Below are 23,364 nucleotides of genomic sequence, written 5' to 3'. Positions count from 1 at the left end.
GTACCCCGTGACCCGTGCGGGAGTCCCGCCGGTTTGTCGCAGCGAGGGCTCAGAGCCATCCGCGGGGATCGACCGGCGTGCCGTTCTCCCGGGTCTCGAAGTGCAGGTGACAGCCGGTGGAGTTGCCGGTGGTGCCCACATACCCGATGACCTGACCGCGGGAGACCCTACCGCTGCGCACGGCGAAGGACTGCAGGTGGTTGTAGGTCGTGGCCAGCGAGCTGCCCCGCTTGACGCCTTGGTCGATGACGATCTGGTTGCCGTAGCCACCGGTGGACCCCGGCGGCAGCGCCGAGATGATCGTGCCGCTGTCGGCCGCGTAGACCGGGCTGCCGCAGTTGCCTGCGTAGTCGCGCCCGGCGTGCAGGCGCCAGGTGCGGTAGATCGGGTGGAAACGCAGTCCGAACTCCGAGCTGACCGGCGCATTGCTCGGCGCCTGCAGGACACCGCTGCTCGATGGTGCCGGCGGGTTGGGGTCCGGGGGACTCACGCTGGCCGTCGATGGATTGCGTGACGGGGTCGAGCGGGCGGCGCGAGCGCGAGCGTCTGCCTCCCGACGCTCCTGCGCCTCACGCGCCTTCTTGATGGCGGCCTCACGCACGCGTGCCTTGCGGGCGCGCTCCTGGAGGATCTTGGTCAGCTTGTCGGACTGGGCCTGCAGGCTGGCGACCCGCTTCTTGTCCTTCTGCTTCTCCCGGCTCAGCTTGGCCGACTGGCTCTTCTGGTCGCTCTCGAGCGACTCCAGGGCGGCCTTCTTGGTGTCTGCCTTGGTGCTGGCCCTGGTGGCCTCGGCGAGCTTGGTCTGCTTGGTGGCCTTGGCCGTGCTGGTCTTCTCGCGCAGGGCCTCGAGCCGATCCCCGGTGGAGACCAGGTTGGCGCGGGAGGTGCTCAGCTCCTCGAGGGCCGACGTCTGGGTGTCACCGGCCGACTGCGCCATGATCATCCGATCGATGAAGGCTGCCGGGGTCTCGCTCCCCACGGCGACGGCCAGGGTGCCCATCCCCTGCTGCTGGTAGAGCTGCCCGGCGAAGCCAGCGACCGCTCGACGTGAGGTCGTGATCTTGGAGCTGGTCGTCTTCAGCTGCTTCTCGGCCTTGTCCTCGTTGGCCTTGGCCAGGTCGTAGGCGGCGACGGCGTCGTCGTACTCCCCCTTCGCCGTGGTCTCCGCCCGCTCCGCCGCCGCGGCAGCACTGCGTGCACCCGGGAGCTTCTTGCGGGTGGCGGCGAGCTTGTCGTAGGCCGCGACCAGCTCCTTGGAGGTCTCGCGCAGGTCTCCCCGGGCGTCCTTGAGGTCCTGATCGACCTGGCCCTTCTGCGTCTGCGGGTCGGGGGTCGCCGCGAACGCGTGACCGACACCGGCGAGCAGGCACAGCGAGAGCGCCGCTCCCGTGAGTGCACGGGTGCGGCGGCGGGCCTGAGGAGGTGTGGGTCGCTGCATCGAGGACAACGGTAGCCACCAAACTGCCCTGACGACAGGACCCCGACGGGCTCGGCGTGCCCCGGTCAGACGCGCAGGTAGCGCCAGAGCGTCACGGTCGACGTCCCGATCGCGAGGACGACCACACCACCGACCAGGAAGGGGGCGATGACCCACACGTCCGCCGACGAGATGAAGGCGGTACCCGAGCCCTGCTGGGCGAGCAGGTACTTGTCGAAGAGTGCCCACGCCGTGACCCAGAGCAGACCGACCGCCATCACCGCCCCGATGAGTCCAGAGGCGACGGTCTCGATGATGAAGGGGGTGCGGATCGTCCGGTTGGACGCTCCCACGAGCTTCATGATCGCGATCTCCCGACGGCGGGTGAAGGCGGCCTGGCGGATCGTCGTGGCCATGAGCAGCACCGCGGACACGAGAGTGAGGACGGCCAGACCGATCATCACGCCGGTGATGATGTTGATCGCGCGGAAGAGCGGCGCGAAGACCTGGCGCAGGTTGGGCACGCTCGCGACGCCGGGCGCCCCCTCGAAGGCGGAGGCGACGGTCTCGAACTGCTCGGGGTCGGACAGCTGCACCCGGTAGCTCGGCGGGATGTCACCGACGCTGATGTTGCTGGCGAGCGGGGAGTTCTTGTAGTCCTTCTTGAAGCGGTCGAAGGCTTCCTTCTCGGACTCGTAGTAGACGTCCTTGACGAGCGGCTCCATGTCCTTCAGCTGGGCCGCGACCGAATCCTTCTGCTCGAGGGTGGCAGCGTCACCCGTGCAGTTGGGCTGCAGCGCGCCCTTGGTGCACATGTAGATGGAGACCTGGACGCGGTCGTACCAGTAGCCCTTCATCTGGTCGACCTGACGCTGCGCGAGCAGGCCGACACCGAGCAGGTACAGGGAGATCATCGTCACGAGGATCACCGAGACGGCGATGGACTTGTTGCGCCGCAGGCCCTCCCAGGCGTCGGCGAAGACGGAAGGCTTCATCGCAGCAGGTCCTCAGCGTCGTCGTCCCACTCGTCCAGGGCATGTACCTCACCGATCGGGCGGTCCTCGGGCGGGGCCCCGCTCCCTTCGTCGAGGTCGTGGTCCTGCTCCGCCGGGTACTCGTCGAGGTCGCGGGTGTCGACAGCCTTGGGCACGTAGCTGCCGCCCTCCTCGTCACGCACGATGTGACCGTGCTCGAGCTCGATGACGCGCTTCTTCAGCTCGTCGACGATGACGTTGTCGTGCGTCGCCATGACGATCGTGGTGCCCGAGTCGTGGATGCGGCGCAGCAGGTGGACGATGTCGAGGCTGGTGGCGGGGTCGAGGTTGCCCGTGGGCTCGTCGGCGAGCAGCACCGGCGGCTTGTTGACCACCGCACGGGCGATCGCGACGCGCTGCTGCTCACCACCGGACAGCTCGTGCGGCATCCGCTTCTCCATCCCGGCGAGGCCGACGAGCTCGAGGGTCTCGGGCACGAGGGCACGGATGGCTCGGCGCGGACGGCCGATGACCTGCAGGGCGTACGCGACGTTCTGCTGGACCGTCTTGTTGGGCAGCAGGCGGAAGTCCTGGAAGATCGTCCCCACCTGGCGCCGCAGCTGCGGCACCTTGCGCTGCGGCATCTTGCGCAGGTCGTGGCCCCCGACCAGGAGGCGGCCGGAGCTGACGATCTCCTCGCGGATGGTCAGCCGGACCAGGGTCGACTTGCCCGAGCCGGACGCGCCGACGATGAAGGCGAACTCTCCGCGGTCGATGTTGAGGTCGATCGCGTCGAGCGCAGGGCGGCTCTGGTTGGGATAGCTCTTGGTGACGTTCTCGAAACGAATCATCAGCTGCTCGGGGCCTCAGGGGGACGAAGGGGGTAAACGGCCGCCTGCAGGATATGCCGCTCCGCTGCACGGTCGTGACACCGACGTGACCTCGGCGCGTTATGCCTGCGGTCGCAGGGTCGCGGCATCTTCGGCGGACGCGCGGCGCTCCAGGCGCTCGACCACGAGGGTCGTGTCCGTCTCGAGCGAGCCCAGGTGGCCCAGTGTCCGGCGGGCGGTCTCGGCGATGTCGCGGGCCTGCTCCACCTGCTCGCTCTGCCATGAGGCGTGGACGGCATCGCGCCACAGGGTCTCGCTCACCGGCTCGGCGAGCAGGCCCTTGCGGGCGGCCCAGCTCGCTGCGTCGGGGTCGCCTTCACGCAGCGACCGCTGGGCGAGCTCGTGCGCGATGTCCGCGACCGCGGCACAGATCTCCAGTCGGTCCGACGCGGCCCAGCCGTATCGGTCCTGGGGCACGCCGTCGAGGGGCTGGCCCGTGACGAGCGTCAGGGCCGCGCGCACGCTGGCCGAGTCGGCGGTGGCGACCGCCGGCCCCACGAGGGTGCGCAGGCGGTTCCAGTCGAGCAGCGGCCCGCCGAGGTGGTAGTGGCCGTCGGCCTCGCGCACCACCGAGGAACCGTCCGAGCCGAGCCAGCGGTTGATGTCCTGCATGGCGGCCTGGACGGCGAGCGGCGGCAGGTCGAGGGCCGCGGCCAGCCCGTGGGCATCCGACCCCGGATGGAGGGACAGCAGGGTCACCAGCTCGGCCGCGCGCGACTCGTCGGCAGGCGCCGGTCCCGCTCCAGCCACCTGCACACGACCGAGGACGCGCACGTGGGCGGCGCCATCGACGGGAGGCGGCGAGGGAGTGGGCCGGTCGACCTCTCCGACCGGCGCGACACGGCGGCGGGGGACGGTGGCGATCGTCAACGGGTCGTGGTCGGAGCCAGCCGTCCAGGCCGGCCCCGGGACCGTCGGCCGAACGGCGGACCGCAGCAGCTCCAGGAGCTCGCCATAGCCCGGACCGGTCACGGCGGCCGGCCGCAGGGACATCCCCACCGGGGCCAGGACGGCCGAGAGTCCCTCGCGGTGGGTCTCGACCACCATCGACCAGTCGGCCAGGCCACGGGACGTGGAGACCACCGACAAGGCTCCTCGTCGAGAGGCGGCGAGCAGCGCGCGCAGGCGCTCGGTCTCATCGCGGCCGAGAGTCGAGGCGATGAGCAGGATCTGCGGGTCGAGCCCACTGCCCAGTCCCTGCTCGAGCCGAGCGAGGACCTCGGCCACGTCAGCGCTGTGGGTGACGCGGGGGTTGTCCACGGCCTCGACGAGGTCGGCCAGGGCGCCCACGACCGTCACCTGGTGACGGACGTGGTCCGAGGTCGCCAGGTCGACGGCGAGGGCGGTGAGGACGGCCTGCGACTCCTGGGCCCGTCCGTGCAGCTCGAGGGTCCCGATCTCCTCGAGGTTGACGAAGATCCGGGCTCCGGCCTCGTCCTCCCCGATCGTCACCAGAGCAGGCCACGGCGTACGGAGCGGCTGGTGGTGGGTGGGCACCTGACGGCGGCCAAGGATCCAGGTGCCACCGCCCGCCGAGATCCAGGGGGCGGGGAGCTGCAGGTGCTCCTCCACGACGTAGACCTCGATCTCGCTCTCACCGAGGCGAGCGGCACGCAGCGAGGGGAAGGACGCGGGAGAGCACCGGGCCGCGAGGTCCGACAGGGCGGCATCGAGGTCGGCGTGGCCGGGCAGGTCCGAGGCTCCGCGCAACCACCACTCGGTGCGGGTCGCCACGTCCGAGGGCAGCACCAGACGCCATCCGGGCCGCCGGCCCCTACGCTGCCGGCGGCGGCGAGCCTCGACGAAGGCGAGGACAGCGGCTCCTGCCACGAGCCCCAGTCCCGTGGCACTCGAGGGTCCGTGGCGGTCGCTCTCGCTGACCGAGTGGACGGGGCCATCCGGTGGCGCGGTGACCGAGCCGGCAGTGGTGGCGGCAGGAGGCACATCAGGAGCCGGTGCGGGGGCCGTGGTCGGGGCCGGCGCGACCACGTCCGCGTCGGCTGCCGATGCCGCGGATCCACCCTCGTTGCTCATCATCGCGTCGAGCTGTAGCGCGGCCGCCGAAGGTGCAGCCGGTGCAACCGGTGCAACCGGTGCAGCCGGTGCAGCCGGTGCAGCCGGTGCAGCCGGTGCAGCCGGTGCATGCGTGGGCGTCGGGATCATCACCAGCCACCCGGGTCGGATGTCGTCCGCTGCTGTCAGGGTCCCCCCGTCAGGTTGCGGCAGACCGGCCGACGAGGCGAGCAGCTCGGGGTAGCGCTGACCGTCGCCCAGCTCTCGGTCGGCGATGTCCCACAGGGTGTCTCCCGACCGCACCGTGACCACGTGGCCCACCGCACCGCCGGAGACGGACGAGGCCACGGCGTCGGCGCCCGTCGACGTGCTCGAGCCCGAGTCGTGCGCCAGGGCGTTGGCCCCGGAGTCGTGCGCCAGGGCGCTGGCCGGCGTCGCGCTGCCGGCACCCACCGCACCGATGGCCAGCATCGCGACCACCGCGCCGGTCATGGCGGCAGCGCGCCCCTGCTGCCACGACAGACCGGGCAGCCGAGGCGCAGGAACCCCGCGGATGGCGGCCGGGATCTCCACGAGGAAGGACATCGCGAGAGTCGCCCAGACGAGCCAGCCGACGACCGTGATGATGGCGATGATCAGGGTTCCGTCGTCCGGCCGGGTGAGCGCGTCGACCATCTCGCCCAGCGACGGGACCTCTGCCGGGAGAGGGTTGCCGCCGAGGACGATCAGCGCGACCGGCAGACCGACCAGGATGAGCACGATCCCCACGAGCGAGACGAGTCCTCGGAGCAGCACCCGCCCCCGGGACTGTCGCGCTGCCGGGGTCATGGGGCCACGCCCGGGTCGACCCGCTCCAGGTCGACGACAGAGGTCGCGGTGAGGGTGTCGGGCTGGAGCACAGGCATGATCTTGGGCGTCCACCCCTGGGAGGTCGTCACCGTCACGCTGGTGCCGCTGACGCTCACCTCTCCGTCGATGCCCGTGGCCGCGAGGTAGTCACGCGCCGCCTGCGCTGCCCGGGCGGGGTCCACCCCGGCCGAGGACCCGGCGATGACCTCGGGGCTGGCCTCCTGGGCCGCGGCCCGACCGGCCTCGTTGGCGACCATGGTCACGCGACGAGCCTCGTTGGCCTTGTCCGCGGAGTCGTAGACGACGCCGCCGGCCAGCATGAGGGCGCTGCCGATGACCACGGTCCACACGGCGACGTAGCCGCTCTCGTCAGCGAGGCGTCGGGAGAAGTGCGGCACCGCGATCACCGTCCTCGGAAGCGGTCGATGGGACTGACCGCCACGCCCGTGTACGTCCGGTCCCGCGTCGGGACGAGGGCGGCCAGGTCGGACAGCGGCACCCGGCAGGAGACCGAGGCGCGCACCTGGCTCGACGTCCCCACGGGTGCGGAGAACCCGCTCGTGTCGACGGAGACGGTGACGTCCTCGCACGCGAGGCCCTGCTGGTCGAGATAGTCGCGCGCGGCGGTCTCACCGGCGGTCTGCGCTGCGCTGCCGGATCGCTCGAGCGAGGCGGCCCGAGCAGCGCTGAAGGCCGCTCCGTCGACGTGCGAGTTGGCCATGGCAGTGCGCCCGAAGATGCCCACGAGGAGGAGCATGCCCACGAGGACGGGCGCACAGATGGCCATCTCCAGGGTGATGCTGCCGTCGTCGCCACGTCTCACGGACGGGTCACCCGCTCGACGGGGACGTTGATCTCGGACCGGACATCTGGCATGGGGACGATCGGCACGATCGCCGGCGCCGGCGCCGTCACCGTCGCCGTGACCGTGCCCCCTGACCTGGTGACGCTGATGCTGGCCTGCGCCATCGCATCGATGTCACCGAGGTAGTCACGACCGGCCCGCATCCCGTCTGCGTCCGTGGCCCCGCGCACCCGCGCCGTCTCGGCCGAGATCTGAGCGGCGTTGGTGGCGGTCGTGTTGGCCATGAAGTAGCACGCAGCCTGGACGATGATCATCGTGGCGAGGATGACGACCGGCGCCATGATGGCGCCCTCGAGCGTCACCGCACCCGTGTCGGCGCGGAGCCGATGGGGGTGATGCGTCACTGCTGGCCGTCCCGGAGTCACCGTCGTGCGCTCTCTCAGGGGCTCGGGATCTGGTTGGCCCAGCTCTCGAGGTTGCCCGTGATGACGGCAGCGACCGTGACCACGACCGCCAGGACGAGGGCACCGAGGATGACGTACTCGAGGGTGGTCAGGCCGGCCTCAGGGTCCTGGCCGCGTGCCTCGAGCGCGCGATCGAGGTGACGGACAGGTGCCATGCAGAGCATGGAGATGACGACGATGAAGCGAATCACAGGTTCCTCCTGGTGTGTTGATGTCTAGTGTGCCGAAGGTCGGATGGTTCAGCCCGGGGAGAGCTGCATGGCAGCGGGGATCAGCATGGCGATGAGGAAGAGGACGGCCAGAGCCGCGAGGGGGACGCCCATCGAGCTCGTGGCGGAGTTGGCGGCGGTCTGCTCCCGGGTGAGCAACCGGTCACGCATAGAGGCGGCGCGCGCCAGCAGGTTGTCGCTGACACTCGCCCCGGAGTCGTTGGCGAGTCGGATGATGTCGGCGACCTCCTTCAGCTCGGGCACCTTGGTCCGACCGGCCAGGCGCTCCAGCGCGTCCCACGAGGTCTCGCCGGACCACCGGGCCAGGCGCAGCTCCTCGCGGATGCGCAGGAACATCCACGAGTCCGACTTGCGGGCAGCAGAGTCGAGCGAGGCGACGAGCCCGAGTCCCGCGCGACGGGCGATCGCGACCAGACGCAGGTAGGACACCGCGGCGTAGGCAAAGTCCTCACGACTTGCCTTGGCGCGATCGCGGGCCGTCAGGTCGGGCACGAACCACGCGAAGACGGCGAAGGCCAGGCCGATGCCGAAGGGGATGACGAAGCCGAAGCCCAGGACCATCGGTAGCAGTGTGCAGCCGACGAGAGCGGCTCCGGCCGCGATCGCCTTCTTGCCGTAGTGCTCCTCGACCGGGATCTGCAGTAGCTCGAGGTCCTCGAGCGGTGCCTTGAGGACGGTGTACCGGTCGGTCCGGCGCCTCGCCCACGCTCCGATGACCTCGGTCCGGGTCCAGTCGGTCGACGCGGCATCGGCGCCCCGGCTCTGCCGCATCGTCTGCGGGCGCATCCGGTCGACAGCCGCGCCCAGGTCGGGTTTGGCCGGGACGAGTCCTGCGATGACGAGTGCCACGCCGAGGCCCGCGATCGCCGAGATCGCCATGGCCAGCGCCAGCGGGCTCATTGCTGCGGCCCTGTCGTGGCGGGACGGACGAGGAATCGGGCGAGGGGCTTGACCGTCGCCACTCGCTTGAGCCAGTAGAGGGCCCCGAGGAAGAGGAAGGACAGGATCAGCAGGCCGGCCTGGCCGTTGGGCGTCCGGTACTGGGCACCGATGGGGGTGAAGAAGACGAAGAGGGCCAGCACGCCGATGACCACGATGGTGATGAGGCGGGCCTGCGTGCGCGCCCCAGCGCGCGAGGCCTCGATGTCGCGCCGTGCCCGCACCTCCTCGGTGACGTCGGCGGCGATCCCCCCGAGCGCCTCACGCAGGCCGGCGCCCTCGTGCTGGGCAGCCTGGATCAGGGCTGTCGCGACGAAGTCGCCGATCTGGTTGTCGACGTCGTCGGCGAACGCGTACAGGGCGTCCGCCAAGGGTCGGCGGGCATGGATGCGGCTGATCAGCAGGTCGACCTGCGGTCGGATCTCGTCGGGGCAGGACACCCGGGTCGCGATGATCGCACCGGAGATGCCCTGCCCTGCGCCGATGACACCCGAGAGGGACCGGACCCACTCCTCGACCGCCTCGAGCTGCTCGGGGGTGGTGCCCCGGTCGATCCGCATCAGCCACGGGAGCGCCACGGCGAAGACGGGCAGGATGATCAGGGCGATGACCCATCCGTAGAGGGCCAGCAGTAGGCCGACGACGCCACCGATGGCGAGGTTGCGACGGTCGACCGGGCTGAAGGTGGCGCTCTGCCTGCGCCGGGCCCGCGGACGCGTCGGGGCCGGCGGCGGCGTGGTCAGTCCCGCGGCGATGAGGGTGATGGCCACGGCGAGACCGAGTGCGGCAATGATCGCCAAGCCGGTCATCAGGCCGTCCTGTGCCGGATGAGCAGCTCGGGCGGAGGGCCCCAGGTGCTCGCTGACGGATCGAGCCAGCCAGCGTCGAACCCGTGCCGCTCGATGTCGCTGATCCACTGCGGCAGCTGACCCGTCGGGCGGGCTCGACCGAACTCGTCCGCCTCGAAGATCCGGGTGTGGGCCACGTGCGTGTCACGCGAGACCTCGAGCGCCACGACCTCGTCGACGTGACGCCACTTGCGCCCGCCCGGCAGGTGCGACTCGTCGACGAGTCCGACGTGGACGACGAGGTCGACGTTCTGGGCGACCAGGCGATAGCCGAAGGAGGTGTCGACATTGCTGCGGGCACGGGTGATGAGGGTGACGAGGCGCTCGACCGTGTCGAGGGCGGAGTGGGCGTGCACTGTCGAGATCGAGCCGCGACCGCCCTGCATGGCCTCCATCATGGCCATGACCTCCTCGCCGACGACCTCGCCGACGACGATGCGGGTGACGTTCTTCTGCAGGCTGAGCTCGATGAGCCGCGTCAGCGTCACCTCGCCGACGGGTCGCCCGTCGGCGCCCACCTCTCCCCCGCCCTGTGCCTCGGCCGCCCACACGCGGTGGTGCCGCTCGGGCAGGCGGTGCATGAGCAGCTCGTACTGCGCCTCGATGGTCGCCAGACGCTCTCGTGGGTCCAGCTCGTTGAGCAGCGCTCGCACGAGGGTCGTCTTGCCGGACCCTGCGTCGCCCGAGACGATGACGTTCTTGCCCGACCGGATCGCCGCCGAGAGGAAGGCGTGGAGCGAGTCGTCGATCGCACCGAGCTCCTTCATCTGCGTGAGATCGGTGTCGATGTACGGGTGCTTGCGGATGGTGATCGAGGGCCGGTGCGACAGCCACGCCTCGGCCGCCATGCGGGAGCCGTCGGGCAGGGCGAGACGCAGCCACGGCCTGACCATGGAGAACTGCTGCTCCCCCGTCGACGACGTGCGCGCCAGGTGCTGGATCTCGGTGATCAGGTCGGCATCGCTGTCGGCGACGGGAGGCCCGGTCTCGAGCGAGCCGTCGCTGAACTCGAGGGTGACTCCGTCGTGGCCCTCGATCTCGATGTTCTCGATCCCCGGCAGGTCGAGGAGCGGTTGCAGCCGCCCGGCACCGAACATCGAGTCGAGCACCGCCTCGCGCAGCGCGGCCTGGCCGTCGAGCGAGACGAGCCCCTCGCCGCGCGCGATGCGGTCCTGGGTCCAGTCGTCGATGGCCTGCGTGGTCAGTCGGGCGACCGCCGTGCGGTGGCGGGTCTCGTCGAGGACGGTGTCCTCGGACACGAGGGTCAGGGACGCGCTGACCTGGCTGCGCAGGTGCTGGACCGCCGCCCAGTCCACTCGCTCGAGTCGCTCGAGTGCCGCGCGGATCTGCGACTGACGCCTTCCGGTCGACCGGTCCACCCCGTCGACGTCGGCGATCTCCCCCGGTGGCGGCGGTGGCTGGCTCGCCGGCAGGGTCGAGCGCGGAGCGGTGGACTCGGGCGCCTCGTTCGGGAGGGCATGGGGCGCCTGTGGCGTGGCGCCGTGGCGTGCCGGTGGCGGCGGTGGGGGCATGGCTCCCTGGCGCTGGGCGAAGGGAGCTGCCCCCCCGAGTGCCCGCGAAGGGGGTGCCGGACGCTGGGCGAAGATCGGCAGGTCCGTCGGCTGGGTGGGGTCGGGCGTCGACTTGGCGCTCATGCTGTCGCTCCCGCGACGCCCATGACGTCGTTGGCCGACCGGGCGTGCTGGTCGACGCTGGCGATGAGCCGCTTGACGCTGACCGGGTACCGCCCGCGCTTGCCCCACGTGCGCGATCCTGCGGCCTTGGCATCGCGTGCGACGCCGGACAGGACCGGGATCCCGCCCGTGATGCCGCTGATCTCGCGCGTCCCGTACGGCCGGTTGGATGCCCCCTTCTCGTCGCCGAGGACGGGGACGACCGCCAGCCGGTGGCGTGCACCGACACCGTCGAGCTCGTCGGCGAGCGAAGGGAGGCCGACCGCAAGGGTGTTGAGGGCCTGCAGCGTGCTGTCGGTGAAGACCAGGACGGTGTCGGCGTGCGCCCACAACTGGGTGGAGGAGCCCGCTGCCCCGAGTCGCCCGAGGTCCACGAGCACGTCGACATTGCTGTCGAGGCTGATCCGCGCCAGCGCCTCGCCGAGCGGGCCGAAGACGCCCATCAGGGACCGCATCTGCGCGGTCATCCCGACCGTCGGCACCAACCAGGCTTCGCGCTCACGCCCGGGAAGCGGGATCGCCAGCTCCCAGACCCTCTCGACGTACTCACCGGGGGGATGGACGGCCAGGTCGAGGATCGATCGGTTGTGCGGGTGCGCCCCGCCCCACCCGATGCACAGCATCGGTGAGCCGCCCGCCGGGTCGGCCTCCACGAGGAGGGTCGGCCGGTCGCTGACGTGTGCCCAGGTCATGGCCGTCGACGTGACGCCCGGCGCTCCGCTGAGGGAGGTGAAGATGTGCAGGGCCACGAGTCAGCCGTCCTGACCCGTGCCGCCCGGTGCGACATTGATGATGGCGATCCGGCCGGTACCGGCGGCCGCGGCCGCGGACGGGGCGTCGGCCGAGGAGATGGAGACGTCGACCGTCATGCCGCCCTTGTCGTCGGGGTCGCCCAGGGCGAGGATGACGCCGCTGAAGGCGGTGCCCGGCTCGAGCCCCTCGATGTTCTGACCGCCACCCGTGACGACCACGCGCACGACGTCCCCTCGCTGCAGGCCACTGGCGGGGAACTGCCCGGAGGTGACGGCGATCGGGACGATCGCATCGCCGGATCGGGGCGTGATGCGGTTCTCGAAATCCGACTCGGTGACGAGTGTCCCGGCAGGCATGCCCTGCTCGGCTCGCTTGCCGATGAGGGAGTTGAGCTTGGACGACGGCACCGTCTGCACGTCATCGCCACCACGCAGCTGGGTCGTGGCCAGGTCCGAGGACGCGATCTGGTCGCCCGCGCGGATGTCCTTGACGACCACCACGACGCTGCGGGCCTCGCCAGCGCGGTTGACGGCCCAGACCGCGAGCAGAGCGAAGACGACGGCCAGCGCCACGCCGAGGAGGACCAGACGCATGTTGCGACGGGGCTTGATCGCCGTGACCTCGTCGCGCGCGGCACCCCCCGCGGGAGGCGCCGGAGCCTCGATACTCGGTGCTGCAGTCATGTGTGTCGTGTCCCCCTGCGTACGTCTGCCAACGCGCTGACGGTAACCAACACAGCGCTTGATTGCGAGTCGACACTGCTCACGAACGTGCGCATCGTACGGTGGATGTGGTGAACTGGAATTGTCGCCAGTCCACGATCCTCCAGGAGACAGACCGTGATTGCCCCTCGGATGATGATCACCGCTGGCGTCATCGCCGCGATCGGTCTCGCTGCGAGCGCGTGCGGAGAGGACGCGGAGCCTGCCGAGTCGGCGACCTCCCCCCTTCCCTCGAAGGATGCCGGAGAGGCCCAGGTCACGGAGGTGTTCCGCGACTACTGGCGCCTGAGCAACGAGTCAAACCCGTCCGAGCCGCCGAGCAAGGAGCTCAAGGCGGTTCTGGGAGCCGAGTCGTACAAGCGTCAGGTCGAGTCGTCGAAGGTTTTTCCCGACGTGACCGTCAAGGGCAAGGACGAGCTCACGGCCAGTGAGACCAGGACCTCGTCCGACACCAAGGCCACGGTCGAGGTGTGCTACGAGGTCCATCGGCAGCTCATCGCCACGAAGGCCTACGACAACGGAACCGACACGATCCCCGCCGGGACCAACATCCGCACCGATCGCAACGGCAAACCGATCGCGGACGGCACCGAGGTGGTCAACCTCATCACCTTCGAGCGTGCCACGACGTCGTCCGACTGGCAGGTCAGTGCCACCGAGGTCGGCTACAAGTCGACCTGTGACCTGGAGAAGGCAGCATCATGATCACGTTCTCCAAGGTGACTGCGTCCGTGCTCCTACCTGCAGCGATGGCACTGGCCACGGCTGCGCCCGCGCAGGCCGATCATCAGACGAAGCAGGTCTGCGACGAGCAGAACAACTGCACGTCGATCGCCGTGTCCCACGAGGAGACACGGACCGAGGAGCCCGGGTCCGAGGGACATCAGTCCGAGGGGCAGTCCACGGGCAATGCCCCGAGCGGCCCCTCCGAGCCCGGGTACGAGGTGTCGTTCGACATGGGCGACTACGACCGGGAGGCAGCGTTGGCCGAGTGGGAGAGGCAGGAGCCCGGCGCCTTCGACCCGACCACCGGCCAACCCTCGGGTCCACCACCGTGCGGCGTCCTCGTCGTGCCATACGTGTACGAGCCCTGCGAGGCGACGCCCGCGACACCCGGGACCCCCACGCCCCCGAGGGTGACCATCGAGCAGGTCATCTCGATGGCCATGGCCAAGATCTCGCTCCCCAAGCCCGACATGGGCTCTGCGCCCTGCACTGGCGTCAACTGCAAGGGCACCGTCGGTGTCCCCGTCTGGTTCTGGTTGGAGGGCGACCAGTGGAAGACCTACAGCGACAGCGCCAGCGCAGGAGGTCTCACCGTGAGCGTCAGCGCGAAGCCGTCCAAGGTGGTGTGGTCACTCGGTGACGGCCAGTCGGTCACCTGCACCAGCGCCGGTACGACCTACACCTCGAGCATGGGTTGGGCCTCGAGCCCCGACTGCGGCCTGCCCAACGGCTACACCAAGGCCGGCAACTACACCACCACCGCGACCATCACCTATGCCGTGACCTTCGGCGGGGACGCGACCGGCAGCACCACGGTCACCAGCACCTCGAGCGAGCAGATCACCGTGGGCGAGTATCAGGCCGTCACCTCCAAGAGAGGCTGACGGCGACCGTCGGCCAGTCGTGGCCACGCTCTGCAGCTCCCCGACGTATGACGCCGTCACCGTGTACCTACCCGCGGCCTTCCACCCTTGCCCATCCTGGTCCGACTGCACAGGCGCCCCCAGGAGGCACGCACTGGGAGGAGACGATCAGCCTGTCGTTGCCACGCTCTGCAGCTCACCCACGGTAACCCGCTCGGTCGAGGTCAGTGTCTGCGTCATCGACCCCGTCGCATCACCCGAAAACGAGATCTCCCAGACATACGACGCCGTCAACGTGTAGGTGCCCGCCTGCGTCCACCCTGCGTCAAAACCACACGCCGGCGAAGACCAGCCATCACGCTGCGGGTCGTACTTCGTCCCCACGCTGTGACAGGCCACGCTCTGCCCATCACCCAGAGACCACTTCACCTTCGACACCTTCGCCGTCGCCGTGATCGTGTAGGGCCCCGCCGTCACCGTCGCCGAGTCAGATGGCAACGAACCCGTGCCGTCACCGACCCACAACCACACCGGCACACCCACCGTTCCCCGACAGGCATCCGCCGCTGTCAGGCAGGGCGAAGCACCGATCTCCGGCGCACCCATGTCGATCTGAGCGATCGCGCTCTCCCGCACCTGCTCAACCGTCACTGCCGGCGCATCGGGTGCCGGCGCGTCTCCCTCCCGATCTGGCAGCCCCGCCACGCACTGGATGGAGAGGGCGTCAAGGTTGGGTCCCCGCCGACACCTCTCCCAGAGTTCCCAGTACACCTTGTCCGAGACCGTCCGCCTGGTCGGTCCCGAGGACTCACCCGACGTGGAGTCGTCCTCAGCGTCGCGCTGACCTTTACCGTCACGCTCATGGTCCTCATCACGGTTGTCGTCCCCGGTGCAATGATCTGCCTCGATCACGATCTGGTTGTGGTTCACCGTGCGCGTGGTGCCATCAAGGCATTCCGTGGTGCTCGCCACCGCTGGTGCCGCACCCACGCAGAGCGTGAACAGACCGATGGTCGCAATCAGCCGCCTCGTCGCAATCAGCCGCCGCATCGCGCCTTCTCCCCATCTGTCCCCGTCAGTACCTGCGAGTCGTCAAGCTGCCATGTCCTGCCACCATCAGGCGTCGTGAAGCTCTCGAGGAAGGCGCTCGTCCGCGGCCCCTTGGGCAGTGGCTTGCTCGAGTCCTCGGGATCCGCGGAGACGTCTTCTCCATCGATGTACGCGCGCACCGTGCTCGTGGCGCAGAGGTAGACGGTCACATTCCATCCGCCCGGTGCATCCGGCTCGGAGTCGGCGAGACAAAGGGAGTCCGTCGTGACCTTGCCCTTCAGCTTCGCTCCGGCGTCTTCTGTCGCCGCGACCCCTTCGTTGTATGCGGTCCGGTAGCCGCTTGTCGCCCACGCCGCATCCGCCGAGATCTTGTCGTTCGGGCCAAGCTTCCTCAGCTCCTTGTCCACCCTGCGGACCTCATCCATGATGTGGTTCTCGTCGTAGGTGGGCTGCGACGACGTGCTGCTGGAGGACGTGGTCGAGGGCTCCGTCGTCTCACCGCCGCCGCTGTCGCCACACCCGGCCACCGTCATCATGAGGGCAGCGCACAGCGCGGTCATCCCCATCAACTCGCGCACTTCGCGCATCAGCATCCTCCCCGATCTCGACCGAGGATACAGAGGCCCCGAACTCGGTCCAACCCATCACACGCGGACTCCAGCGCACCTTGCACGTCGCGGACGTCGGGTGATCGAGCCTGCTGCCAGCAGATTGTTGCTCCCCACGCTAGGGGCAATCAGGCAAATGCGCAGTGGGGAGGACTACCCGTCTGGCGAGGGGCCAGCCGGCTCAGTCCTCGGACTTGGCCTGCTCGATGCGCCAGCGGATGCCAGCCTCGATGAAGGCGTCGATCTCGCCGTCGAAGACCGGGGACGGGTTGCCCGTCTCGTGCTCGGTGCGCAGGTCCTTGACCATCTGGTACGGGTTCAGCACGTAGGAGCGCATCTGGTCACCCCAGCTCGCCTTGACGTCGCCGGCGAGCTCCTTGCGCTCGGCGGCCTCCTCGGCCTTCTTGGCCAGCAGCAGTCGCGACTGCATGACGCGCAGAGCAGCCGCACGGTTCTGGATCTGTGACTTCTCGTTCTGCATCGACACGACGATGCCGGTCGGGATGTGCGTCATGCGCACCGCGGAGTCCGTGGTGTTGACCGACTGGCCGCCGGGGCCCGAGGAGCGGAAGACGTCGATCTTCAGCTCGCCGTCCGGGATGTCGATGGAGTCGGTGCTCTCGATGAGCGGGATGACCTCGACGGCGGCGAAGGAGGTCTGGCGGCGGCCCTGGTTGTCGAAGGGCGAGATCCGCACGAGGCGGTGGGTCCCCGCCTCGACGGAGAGGTTGCCGTAGGCGTAGGGGACGTTGACCTCGAAGGTGGCGGACTTCAGCCCTGCCTCCTCGGCGTAGGAGGTGTCCATGACCTTGGTCGGGTAGCCGTGCCGCTCGGCCCAACGCAGGTACATGCGCATGAGCATCTCGGCGAAGTCCGCGGCGTCGACACCACCGGCGCCAGCGCGGATGGTGACGACGGCCTCGCGCTCGTCGTACTCCCCGGCGAGCAGCGTGCGGACCTCGAGCTGGCCGACGGACTTGGCGACCTTGGCCAGCTCCTCCTCGGCCTCGGCGAGCGTGTCTGCGTCCCGCTCCTCCTGGCCGAGCTCGACGAGGGCCTCGAGGTCGTCGATGCGGGCGTCCATGGTGTTGATGCGCTCGAGCTCGTGGTTGGCGCGGGACAGCGCCGAGGTCACACCCTGCGCCTTGTCCGGGTCGTCCCACAGGTCGGGAGCGGCTGCCTGCTGCTCCAGGTCCGCGATCTGCGTCTCGAGGGCAGGCACGTTGGTGACCTCACGCACCGATCCCATGGTCGTGCGGAGGTTCTTGATCTCGGTCTCGAAGTCGACAGCCACAGCAGGTCACCCTACGGCAGGGGGCCGCCCCTCCCCTACGTCGGCTGCGCGCTCGTCCCCTCCTCCGGGGAGCTCGCGATGAACTGGTTGACCCACCGCGCGCTGGGGTCGCGATCGATCAGCAAGCTCTTGAAGAGGAGGGTGAAGGGGATGGCAAGCAGGGCCCCGAGCGCGCCGAAGACATAGGCCCAGAACATCAGCGACAGGAAGGCTGTGCTGCCGTTGATGCCGACGGCGTCGCCGGTGAACTTCGGCTGCAGGATCGTCTGGATGAGGAAGTTGGCGACGCAGTAAATGGCGATGACCCACACCATCGTCGACACCCCTCCGGAGAGCAGCGCGATGAAGGCCGGTGGGATGAGACCGAGGACGAAGCCGATGTTGGGGATGTAGTTGGTGACGAAGGACAGCAGGGCGAAGGTCATCGCCAGCGGCACCCCCAGCCACATCAGCGCGATGTAGTCGATCACCGCGACGATGACACCGAAGACCGTCGAGACGATCCAGTACTTGCGCACCCGGTAGCCGAAGTCGACGAGCGCATCCGCCACGTCAGGCTTGTGACGGTGGATCGCCGCGAGCCGCCGCGCGAAGCCGCCGGCGTCCATGACGAGGAAGATCATCACGGTCAGCAGGAAGAGCATGGTCGTGGTCAGCCCGGTGACCGTGTTGGCCAGCGAGCTCGCGAGACCGGTCAGGTTGCGCAGGTCGAAGTTGGCGATGGCATCATCGATCTCCTGTGCCTCGATCCCCTTGGAGGTCAGGAAGTCACGCCCGTCGGAGACGAGGCCGGTGAAGGTGCTCGTGTACTCGGGCCTGGCCAGCTCGGACGCGAACTTGCTCGCCGCGATACCGATCGAGGCGCCCAGGGCCGCGAGGATCCCGTAGAGGATGACGATGAGCAGCAGTCCGGCGATGGCTCCCCCGAGGAATCGCCGCAGCGTCTTGTAGATCGGGTAGACCGCGATGATCAGCGTCGCCGCGAGGAAGGTCGGGGCGATGATGCCGGCGACCTGCTTGAGACCGGCGATCGCGATGACCGTGGCGGCCAGACCGAGCAGAAGGGTGAGGGTCGGGGGCAGCGAGACCCGCGCCTTGATCGGGAGCTCGTCGTGCTCGTGCTCTCGCTCGGGTGTGCGCAGCTCGCTCACCGGGATCGTCTCCGCGTCGGGCGCCGCCTCGTCCTCGGGGATGACCTCACCGTCGCTGGTGTGGACGACCTCGTCGGTGGATCCCCGGTCGGTGTCGGCTGGCTCAGCTGCTCCTGCATCGGTGCCGCCCGGCTCGTCCGTGATCTCGGACTGGACCGTCGTGCCAGAGGTCGACCTGGCCTCGGTGGACTCGCCCTTGTCGGCCGACTGGGTCGGGGACGATTCCCCAGACAGTTGTTGCTCCACGCGCGTGCCTCTCCCGAACGAATGGTGCGGTCACCCCGCGCCGTCATCGTGTCACCTCGGCCTGTCAGGTGGGAGCGCAGCAGGCTCGAGGTTGGAGGCTGCGATGAACGCGCGCGGTGGAGGGGCGTTCGCCAGCCGACGGGACCGCTCACTGCGGGGCGGTGACCACGCCAGCTCGGGCCCTCGACTCGACGGTGAGCGTGACCGACCCACCCATCGACTGCAGCAGCCCGCCGATGAGGGGCAGATCGGCCTCACCCGTGAGCACCACGACCGCAGTGCGACCGTCAGGGCTCCCGGTGCCCGGCGCGACGGCCCAGCTCTCCAGTCCGTGAGGCCGTGACCGCTCGGACAGATGCGTCGCGGCGCTCTCCCGGACGCTGGCGTCATCGAGGGGCAGGTCGGCGCCCACCCCGTCGTCATAGATCCGCTCGGCACCATCATCGGTGGCGCCGAGCGCGGCCGAGTCGGCCGCGTCGAGCAGCCGCATCCGGGAGATCTGCACCGATGTGACGGCCAACCCCCCGATGATCAACGTCATCGCGATGACGGTCAGACCGAGCACGAGGACGCTCAGCTGCCCACTGTCATCGCGCCAACGCTGACGCACAGCGGCTCGAAGGGAGGTCATCGGACCTCGTACTGCGGTACCGGAGCAACCTGGGTCGCCGAGACCGGGATCTGCAACGGCACCGAGTCACCGAGGAAGGCCGGGACGAGGGGAAGGGGGACACTCACCGCTGCCTGCGTCGTCACCGACTCCCCCGGCGAGAGACACGGAGCTGCCGAGCAGCTCACCGAGAGGGACCCACCGGCGGTGAATCCCTGGTCCTCGAAGGCGATGTCCGCAGCCGCCTGCGAACGAGCCCGGGCCGACGGGTCATCCTTTGCCGTGACGAATGCTCGGGCCGACTCCCGAGCCGCCTGGGTCACTGCATAGGACCCGGCCTGAAGACGAGCAAGGCACAGGACCAGGTAGATGAGCGGGACGAGGAGCAGGACCGCCAGCCAGACGAACTCGATGACGGCAGTCCCCCCTTCGTCGGCCAAGCGGTCACGGGCGGACGGGAGCGCGCCACTCACTGGGACTCCACGAAGGCGCGGCCCGAGACGTCGAATCCTCCACCGGGCCCGAAGAGCCCGACCACGGGTACCGGGGCCGAGACGTCGATGACGAGCACCTCCACGCCGGAGCCCGTCGTGGCGATGCTCGACCCCACGCTGCGTGCGTACCGAGGAGACAAGGACCGGCCGATGAGGTCCCTCGTGCGGGCCTCCCCCTGCTGCGCCGACGACCCTTCGCGGGCGCCGTACCTCGCACCCTCGCTCGCGCACGAGATCAACGTGTTGCGCACATGCAGGGCCAGCCCCAGCTGGAAGACCGCGAGGAAGACGAAGAGAAGCAGCGTCGAGGTCAGGGTGAAGTCGACGACCGCTGAGCCGCGGTCGTCGTCCAGCCGCACGGCACCGATCAATCGTGGACCTGGTCGGGCCCGGTGACGCCGTTGAGCGCGCTCTCGAACATCGTCTTCAGCTGCTCTCCCGCGATCGCCCAGATGCCGGTCACGAGGGCCGCGGTCATCAGGGTGATCAGGACCCAGCCGGGGACGTCACCCCTCTCGTCGTCGAGTCGCACCGCCGCGCGCCGGATGCTCCCGGCCAAGCGGACGTGGGCCTTGATGAGTGGGTCGGTCATGTGAATCTCCTTGGTGGCATGGTGCTGTGTGGTCACATCTGGAACTGGAAGAAGCCGAGCCCCGGGAAGAGGGCAAAGAGGATCGTGACCGGGAGGACGCCGAAGACAACCGGCACCATCATCGCGATCTCCTTCTTGCCGCCGGCCTCCATGATCAGCCGGCGGCCTTGCTCACGGACGTCCTGGGCCTGGGCCCGCAAGACGTCCGACAGTGGGGTCCCGCGCTCGACCGCGACGACGATGCCGTCGACGAACCGAGCAAGCGAGGTGAGGCCGGTGCGCTCCGCCAGCCCCTGCAGCGCTGTCGGCAGGCTCGCCCCGGCGCGGGCGTCGGCGAGGCAACGCCCGAGCTCGTCCGACAGCTCGCCGTCGGAGAGCCGGACGACGCGCTCGAGGGCACCAGCCGCTCCCTCGCCCGCCCCGACTGCGAGCGCGAGCAGCTCTGCCACGGTGGGGAACTCGGCGAGCATGCGGGCCTCTCGGCGGTCCGCCTCACGGCTGAGCAGGGTGTCGCGGACGACGACCCCGATGGCGAAGCCGAGCAGGACGAGCACGACCAGGAAGATCGGCGAGCGCCCCTGACCGGTCACGTAGACGGCGCCGAGGACTCCTCCGAGCACCGCGCCCGCGAAGCCGTAGACGACCTGCTCGGCCCGGAAGTGGTCGGTGTCCGGCGTCCGGCCGGCGCGCAGCAGCCGGCGACGCACCGAAGCGGTGCCGCCCAGGACCGACTCGACCCGGCGCGCCAGATCGGTGACCAGTGGCCGCAGCACGGTCGGGATGACGGCGATGAGGGAGACGTCCTCCGTGGCCAGCAGCCGCGAGGGTCGGGGAGTGTCCCGCAGGTACGGCGCGAGGCGGTCGTCGAGGGTGGCGCGGCGGTGCCGGGGCAGTCCCTGGTGGACCAACGCGAGGCCGAGGGCGAGGAGCAACCCGAGCAGGGCGCCGCTGCGCCCGAGGCCGATCGAGTGCACGAGGTCCGTCATCGCAGCACCCGCTCTTCTTCGGGGAGCCGCCCGATCCGGACCATGACCCGGTAGGCCACGAACGTGGCAGCCGCACCGACGGCGAGGACCAGCGCGCCCGTCGAGGTGTTGTAGGCCTGGACCGACTCCGGCCGAGTGGAGAGCATGGCCAGGACGAGCCATGGCGCCGCGACGGCCAGGCGGGCTGCGTTGACGGTCCACGACTGCCGGGTCTCGAGCTCGCTGCGGGTGCGCGCGTCCTCGCGCAGGAAGGTCGAGAGGGTCCGCAGGAGCGAGCCGAGGTCCGAGCCGCCCACCTCGCGCGCGATGCGCAGCGACTCGACGAGTCGATCACCGACGGGGTCGGCCAGGCGGACCTTCAGCCGGTCGAGGCAGTCGTTGAAGCGGCCCGTCGTGCGGTAGTCGCTCGCGAACTCGGCGAAGGGCGGACGCAGCTCCTCGGGGCCGCGCACCGACAGCTGTGACAGGGCTTCTGGCAGAGCCAAACCGGCTCGGACGGCCGAGGTGACGTTGTCCACGGCATCCGGCCACAGGTCCCTCAGATGCGCACGCCGCGCCCTCGCCCGCATGCTGACGACGGCGACCGGGGCCCAGCCGGCCATGACCGCGAAGCACAGGGCGATCGCCGGGACGCGGGTGAGCGCGACGCCGGTGACGAGGGTCAGGACGAAGGCGAGGGCGCAGGCCGTCAGCAGACCGGCCGGGCCGATCCCCCGATAACCGGCCTGGGCGAGCTCGTCGCGCAAGCGCCGGATCACCTTGTGGTCGCGGTGCGGAGCGACGCGCTCCTCGTCACGCGGCCACATCGACCACCAGATGAGGAAGAGCCCGACCCCCAGGAGTGCCCCGACCATCACCCCGGTCACGAGGGACGCCCCCCGAGCAGCGCAGCCACGTCATATCCCGCACGAGCGAAGCGGTCACGGTGCGGCGGGTAACCGTCGGCCCGCACGAGCCGGCCCTCGCGCGTGGTGAAGATGTCACTGATCTCGACCACGTCGTTCTCGATCCGCCCCGGCAGCGCCACGATCTCCCGGACGCGCCGGACTCCATCGGCCTCCAACGCGGCGTGGACGACCAGGTCGATGGACCCGGCGACCGTGGGCACCACGAAGCGCGACCCCACGTTTTCGCCGGCCAGCAAGGGCAGGGTGCACATCTTGGTCACGGCCTCGCGGGCCGAGTTGGCGTGGATCGTGCACATCCCCGGAAGCCCGGAGTTGAGGGCGATGAGCAGGTCGAGGCTCTCGGCCTGACGCACCTCACCGACGATGATGCGTGAGGGGCGCATGCGCAGTGCCTCCTTGACGAGCCGGCGCAGCGGGATCTCGCCCATGCCCTCGAGGTTGGACTGGCGGCACTGCATGGACACGACGTCACGCATGGGGATCTTCAGCTCGAAGACCTCCTCGCACGTCACGATCCGCTCACGGGCCGGGATGGCAGCCGAGAGGCAGTTGAGCAGGGTCGTCTTGCCGGCCTGGGTCCCTCCCGCCACGAGCACGTTGAGACCTGCCGCCACCGCGGCCTGCAGGAAGACCGCGGCCTCCTTGGTGAGCGTGCCGAGCCGCACGAGGTCGTCGAGGTGGTCGGCCTTGACGACGAACTTGCGGACGTTGACCGCCCAGTGCTCCCGCGTGATGTCCGGGATGACGACGTGCAGGCGGCTGCCGTCGGGGAGCGTCGCGTCGACGAAGGGCGACGACAGGTCGATCCGCCGACCCGACGACTTGAGCATCTTCTCGACGAGGTCGCGCACCTCGTCGGCCGTGAGGACCGTGCTCGTCAGCTCCGAGACGCCGTTGCGGGCGACGAAGACCTGACTGGGACTGTTGATCCAGATCTCCTCGACGAAGGGGTCGTCGAAGTAGCGCTGCAGGGGACCGAAGCCCGCGACCGTGTCGAGGACCGACTTGACCGCTGCCTCGAAGTTGCCCAGCAGGGGCAACCCACCCTGGGTGGCCCGCTCGTCGTAGTCGCTCACCGCGGCGCGCACGAGGTCGGCGACCTCCGCGGTCTCGCGGACCGGGTCCACACCCGAGCGTCGGATGAGCTCGCGGACCTCGGCCTCGACGGTCTCGACGGCGTCCAAGTCCAGCCCCCTTCGTACGATCGTGCGGTGACGTGAGCGGGTCCTCCCTCCGGC

At 69.7% G+C, this 23,364-nt stretch carries 26 protein-coding genes; 2 read left to right on the top strand and 24 right to left on the bottom strand.

Features of this window, described 5'->3' with window-relative positions; genetic code table 11:
* Positions 1–49: 49 nt before the first annotated feature.
* From EXU32_RS03525 to EXU32_RS03465, 13 genes are all read right to left on the bottom strand, one after another.
* The gene (locus EXU32_RS03525; protein WP_130628657.1) at positions 50–1,438 is read right to left on the bottom strand and encodes a peptidoglycan DD-metalloendopeptidase family protein; all 1,389 of its coding nucleotides are present in this window, start codon (positions 1,436–1,438) and stop codon (positions 50–52) included.
* Between the two features lie 65 nt (positions 1,439–1,503).
* The gene (ftsX, locus tag EXU32_RS03520; protein ID WP_130628656.1) at positions 1,504–2,412 is read right to left on the bottom strand and encodes a permease-like cell division protein FtsX; all 909 of its coding nucleotides are present in this window, start codon (positions 2,410–2,412) and stop codon (positions 1,504–1,506) included.
* On the bottom strand, positions 2,409–3,242 hold the full coding sequence (gene ftsE, locus EXU32_RS03515; protein ID WP_130628655.1) for a cell division ATP-binding protein FtsE: 834 nt from the start codon (positions 3,240–3,242) through the stop codon (positions 2,409–2,411). Before ftsE ends, ftsX begins: the two co-directional genes overlap by 4 nt.
* Before the next feature lie 99 nt (positions 3,243–3,341).
* Positions 3,342–6,122: a hypothetical protein gene (locus EXU32_RS03510; protein WP_130628654.1), complete on the bottom strand. Its 2,781-nt coding sequence runs from the start codon at positions 6,120–6,122 to the stop codon at positions 3,342–3,344.
* Positions 6,119–6,541: a hypothetical protein gene (locus EXU32_RS03505; RefSeq protein ID WP_130628653.1), complete on the bottom strand. Its 423-nt coding sequence runs from the start codon at positions 6,539–6,541 to the stop codon at positions 6,119–6,121. Before EXU32_RS03505 ends, EXU32_RS03510 begins: the two co-directional genes overlap by 4 nt.
* A 5-nt stretch (positions 6,542–6,546) precedes the next feature.
* Positions 6,547–6,966 (bottom strand): TadE/TadG family type IV pilus assembly protein, encoded by a 420-nt coding sequence (locus EXU32_RS03500; RefSeq protein WP_130628652.1) that lies wholly within the window; start codon positions 6,964–6,966, stop codon positions 6,547–6,549.
* On the bottom strand, positions 6,963–7,352 hold the full coding sequence (locus EXU32_RS03495; protein WP_130628651.1) for a TadE/TadG family type IV pilus assembly protein: 390 nt from the start codon (positions 7,350–7,352) through the stop codon (positions 6,963–6,965). The genes EXU32_RS03500 and EXU32_RS03495 overlap by 4 nt, the downstream gene beginning before the upstream one ends.
* Positions 7,353–7,387: 35 nt before the next feature.
* Positions 7,388–7,603 carry a hypothetical protein gene (locus tag EXU32_RS03490; RefSeq protein ID WP_130628650.1) on the bottom strand — a complete coding sequence of 72 codons (216 nt, stop codon included), beginning with the start codon at positions 7,601–7,603 and terminating at the stop codon, positions 7,388–7,390.
* Between the two features lie 48 nt (positions 7,604–7,651).
* Positions 7,652–8,542 carry a type II secretion system F family protein gene (locus tag EXU32_RS03485; RefSeq protein ID WP_130628649.1) on the bottom strand — a complete coding sequence of 297 codons (891 nt, stop codon included), beginning with the start codon at positions 8,540–8,542 and terminating at the stop codon, positions 7,652–7,654.
* Complete coding sequence (locus EXU32_RS03480) at positions 8,539–9,390, bottom strand: type II secretion system F family protein (RefSeq protein ID WP_130628648.1); 852 nt, start codon at positions 9,388–9,390, stop codon at positions 8,539–8,541. Before EXU32_RS03480 ends, EXU32_RS03485 begins: the two co-directional genes overlap by 4 nt.
* A complete protein-coding gene (locus EXU32_RS03475) occupies positions 9,390–11,084 on the bottom strand; it encodes a CpaF family protein (RefSeq protein ID WP_130628647.1) in 1,695 nt (564 codons plus the stop codon). Before EXU32_RS03475 ends, EXU32_RS03480 begins: the two co-directional genes overlap by 1 nt.
* Complete coding sequence (locus EXU32_RS03470; RefSeq protein ID WP_130628646.1) at positions 11,081–11,872, bottom strand: hypothetical protein; 792 nt, start codon at positions 11,870–11,872, stop codon at positions 11,081–11,083. Before EXU32_RS03470 ends, EXU32_RS03475 begins: the two co-directional genes overlap by 4 nt.
* A 3-nt stretch (positions 11,873–11,875) precedes the next feature.
* Positions 11,876–12,559, bottom strand: coding sequence for an SAF domain-containing protein (locus EXU32_RS03465; protein ID WP_130628645.1), 684 nt, complete (start codon positions 12,557–12,559; stop codon positions 11,876–11,878).
* Between the two features lie 156 nt (positions 12,560–12,715).
* Here EXU32_RS03465 and EXU32_RS03460 point away from each other — a divergent pair, with 156 nt between their 5' ends.
* Positions 12,716–13,303, top strand: a complete 588-nt coding sequence (locus EXU32_RS03460; protein ID WP_130628644.1) for a hypothetical protein — start codon at positions 12,716–12,718, stop codon at positions 13,301–13,303.
* Positions 13,300–14,208: a hypothetical protein gene (locus EXU32_RS03455; RefSeq protein ID WP_130628643.1), complete on the top strand. Its 909-nt coding sequence runs from the start codon at positions 13,300–13,302 to the stop codon at positions 14,206–14,208. The genes EXU32_RS03460 and EXU32_RS03455 overlap by 4 nt, the downstream gene beginning before the upstream one ends.
* 147 nt (positions 14,209–14,355) lie before the next feature.
* Here EXU32_RS03455 and EXU32_RS03450 read toward each other — a convergent pair whose 3' ends face one another.
* The 11 genes from EXU32_RS03450 to EXU32_RS03400 all read right to left on the bottom strand — a co-directional run bounded on the left by EXU32_RS03450 (position 14,356) and on the right by EXU32_RS03400 (position 23,310).
* The gene (locus EXU32_RS03450; protein WP_130628642.1) at positions 14,356–15,237 is read right to left on the bottom strand and encodes a hypothetical protein; all 882 of its coding nucleotides are present in this window, start codon (positions 15,235–15,237) and stop codon (positions 14,356–14,358) included.
* Complete coding sequence (locus EXU32_RS03445) at positions 15,225–15,824, bottom strand: hypothetical protein (RefSeq protein ID WP_130628641.1); 600 nt, start codon at positions 15,822–15,824, stop codon at positions 15,225–15,227. Before EXU32_RS03445 ends, EXU32_RS03450 begins: the two co-directional genes overlap by 13 nt.
* Before the next feature lie 202 nt (positions 15,825–16,026).
* Positions 16,027–17,139 (bottom strand): peptide chain release factor 2, encoded by a 1,113-nt coding sequence (prfB, locus tag EXU32_RS03440; RefSeq protein ID WP_130628640.1) that lies wholly within the window; start codon positions 17,137–17,139, stop codon positions 16,027–16,029.
* Between the two features lie 35 nt (positions 17,140–17,174).
* Entirely contained in the window at positions 17,175–18,536 is a 1,362-nt protein-coding gene (locus EXU32_RS03435; protein ID WP_130628639.1) for an AI-2E family transporter, read from the bottom strand.
* 148 nt (positions 18,537–18,684) lie between these two features.
* Positions 18,685–19,167, bottom strand: coding sequence for a pilus assembly protein TadG-related protein (locus EXU32_RS03430; protein ID WP_130628638.1), 483 nt, complete (start codon positions 19,165–19,167; stop codon positions 18,685–18,687).
* Positions 19,164–19,619, bottom strand: a complete 456-nt coding sequence (locus EXU32_RS03425) for a pilus assembly protein (protein WP_130628637.1) — start codon at positions 19,617–19,619, stop codon at positions 19,164–19,166. The genes EXU32_RS03430 and EXU32_RS03425 overlap by 4 nt, the downstream gene beginning before the upstream one ends.
* Positions 19,616–20,011 (bottom strand): TadE/TadG family type IV pilus assembly protein, encoded by a 396-nt coding sequence (locus tag EXU32_RS03420; protein WP_347400290.1) that lies wholly within the window; start codon positions 20,009–20,011, stop codon positions 19,616–19,618. Before EXU32_RS03420 ends, EXU32_RS03425 begins: the two co-directional genes overlap by 4 nt.
* On the bottom strand, positions 20,008–20,232 hold the full coding sequence (locus EXU32_RS03415) for a hypothetical protein (RefSeq protein WP_130628636.1): 225 nt from the start codon (positions 20,230–20,232) through the stop codon (positions 20,008–20,010). The genes EXU32_RS03420 and EXU32_RS03415 overlap by 4 nt, the downstream gene beginning before the upstream one ends.
* A 32-nt stretch (positions 20,233–20,264) precedes the next feature.
* Positions 20,265–21,218, bottom strand: coding sequence for a type II secretion system F family protein (locus EXU32_RS03410; protein ID WP_130628635.1), 954 nt, complete (start codon positions 21,216–21,218; stop codon positions 20,265–20,267).
* Positions 21,215–22,084, bottom strand: a complete 870-nt coding sequence (locus EXU32_RS03405) for a type II secretion system F family protein (RefSeq protein WP_165399563.1) — start codon at positions 22,082–22,084, stop codon at positions 21,215–21,217. Before EXU32_RS03405 ends, EXU32_RS03410 begins: the two co-directional genes overlap by 4 nt.
* Positions 22,081–23,310 carry a CpaF family protein gene (locus tag EXU32_RS03400; RefSeq protein WP_207233869.1) on the bottom strand — a complete coding sequence of 410 codons (1,230 nt, stop codon included), beginning with the start codon at positions 23,308–23,310 and terminating at the stop codon, positions 22,081–22,083. Before EXU32_RS03400 ends, EXU32_RS03405 begins: the two co-directional genes overlap by 4 nt.
* Positions 23,311–23,364 lie beyond the last annotated feature (54 nt).

The organism is Janibacter limosus (assembly GCF_004295485.1).
GTDB classification, from domain to species: domain Bacteria; phylum Actinomycetota; class Actinomycetes; order Actinomycetales; family Dermatophilaceae; genus Janibacter; species Janibacter limosus_A.
Note: the sequence above shows the minus strand (reverse complement) of the source record. Positions and strands in the feature narration are given on the sequence as shown.

Excerpts from the sequence above, each read along its gene's own strand:
- ftsE (WP_130628655.1), bottom strand. The coding sequence starts at position 3,242 with ATGATTCGTTTCGAGAACGTCACCAAGAGCTATCCCAACCAGAGCCGC.
- EXU32_RS03455 (WP_130628643.1), top strand. The coding sequence starts at position 13,300 with ATGATCACGTTCTCCAAGGTGACTGCGTCCGTGCTCCTACCTGCAGCG.
- EXU32_RS03430 (WP_130628638.1), bottom strand. The coding sequence starts at position 19,167 with ATGACCTCCCTTCGAGCCGCTGTGCGTCAGCGTTGGCGCGATGACAGT.
- EXU32_RS03485 (WP_130628649.1), bottom strand. The coding sequence starts at position 8,542 with ATGAGCCCGCTGGCGCTGGCCATGGCGATCTCGGCGATCGCGGGCCTC.
- EXU32_RS03410 (WP_130628635.1), bottom strand. The coding sequence starts at position 21,218 with ATGACGGACCTCGTGCACTCGATCGGCCTCGGGCGCAGCGGCGCCCTG.
- EXU32_RS03510 (WP_130628654.1), bottom strand. The coding sequence starts at position 6,122 with ATGACCCCGGCAGCGCGACAGTCCCGGGGGCGGGTGCTGCTCCGAGGA.
- EXU32_RS03415 (WP_130628636.1), bottom strand. The coding sequence starts at position 20,232 with ATGACCGACCCACTCATCAAGGCCCACGTCCGCTTGGCCGGGAGCATC.
- EXU32_RS03525 (WP_130628657.1), bottom strand. The coding sequence starts at position 1,438 with ATGCAGCGACCCACACCTCCTCAGGCCCGCCGCCGCACCCGTGCACTC.
- EXU32_RS03450 (WP_130628642.1), bottom strand. The coding sequence starts at position 15,237 with ATGCGGCGGCTGATTGCGACGAGGCGGCTGATTGCGACCATCGGTCTG.
- EXU32_RS03480 (WP_130628648.1), bottom strand. The coding sequence starts at position 9,390 with ATGACCGGCTTGGCGATCATTGCCGCACTCGGTCTCGCCGTGGCCATC.
- EXU32_RS03475 (WP_130628647.1), bottom strand. The coding sequence starts at position 11,084 with ATGAGCGCCAAGTCGACGCCCGACCCCACCCAGCCGACGGACCTGCCG.
- ftsX (WP_130628656.1), bottom strand. The coding sequence starts at position 2,412 with ATGAAGCCTTCCGTCTTCGCCGACGCCTGGGAGGGCCTGCGGCGCAAC.
- EXU32_RS03445 (WP_130628641.1), bottom strand. The coding sequence starts at position 15,824 with ATGCGCGAAGTGCGCGAGTTGATGGGGATGACCGCGCTGTGCGCTGCC.
- EXU32_RS03465 (WP_130628645.1), bottom strand. The coding sequence starts at position 12,559 with ATGACTGCAGCACCGAGTATCGAGGCTCCGGCGCCTCCCGCGGGGGGT.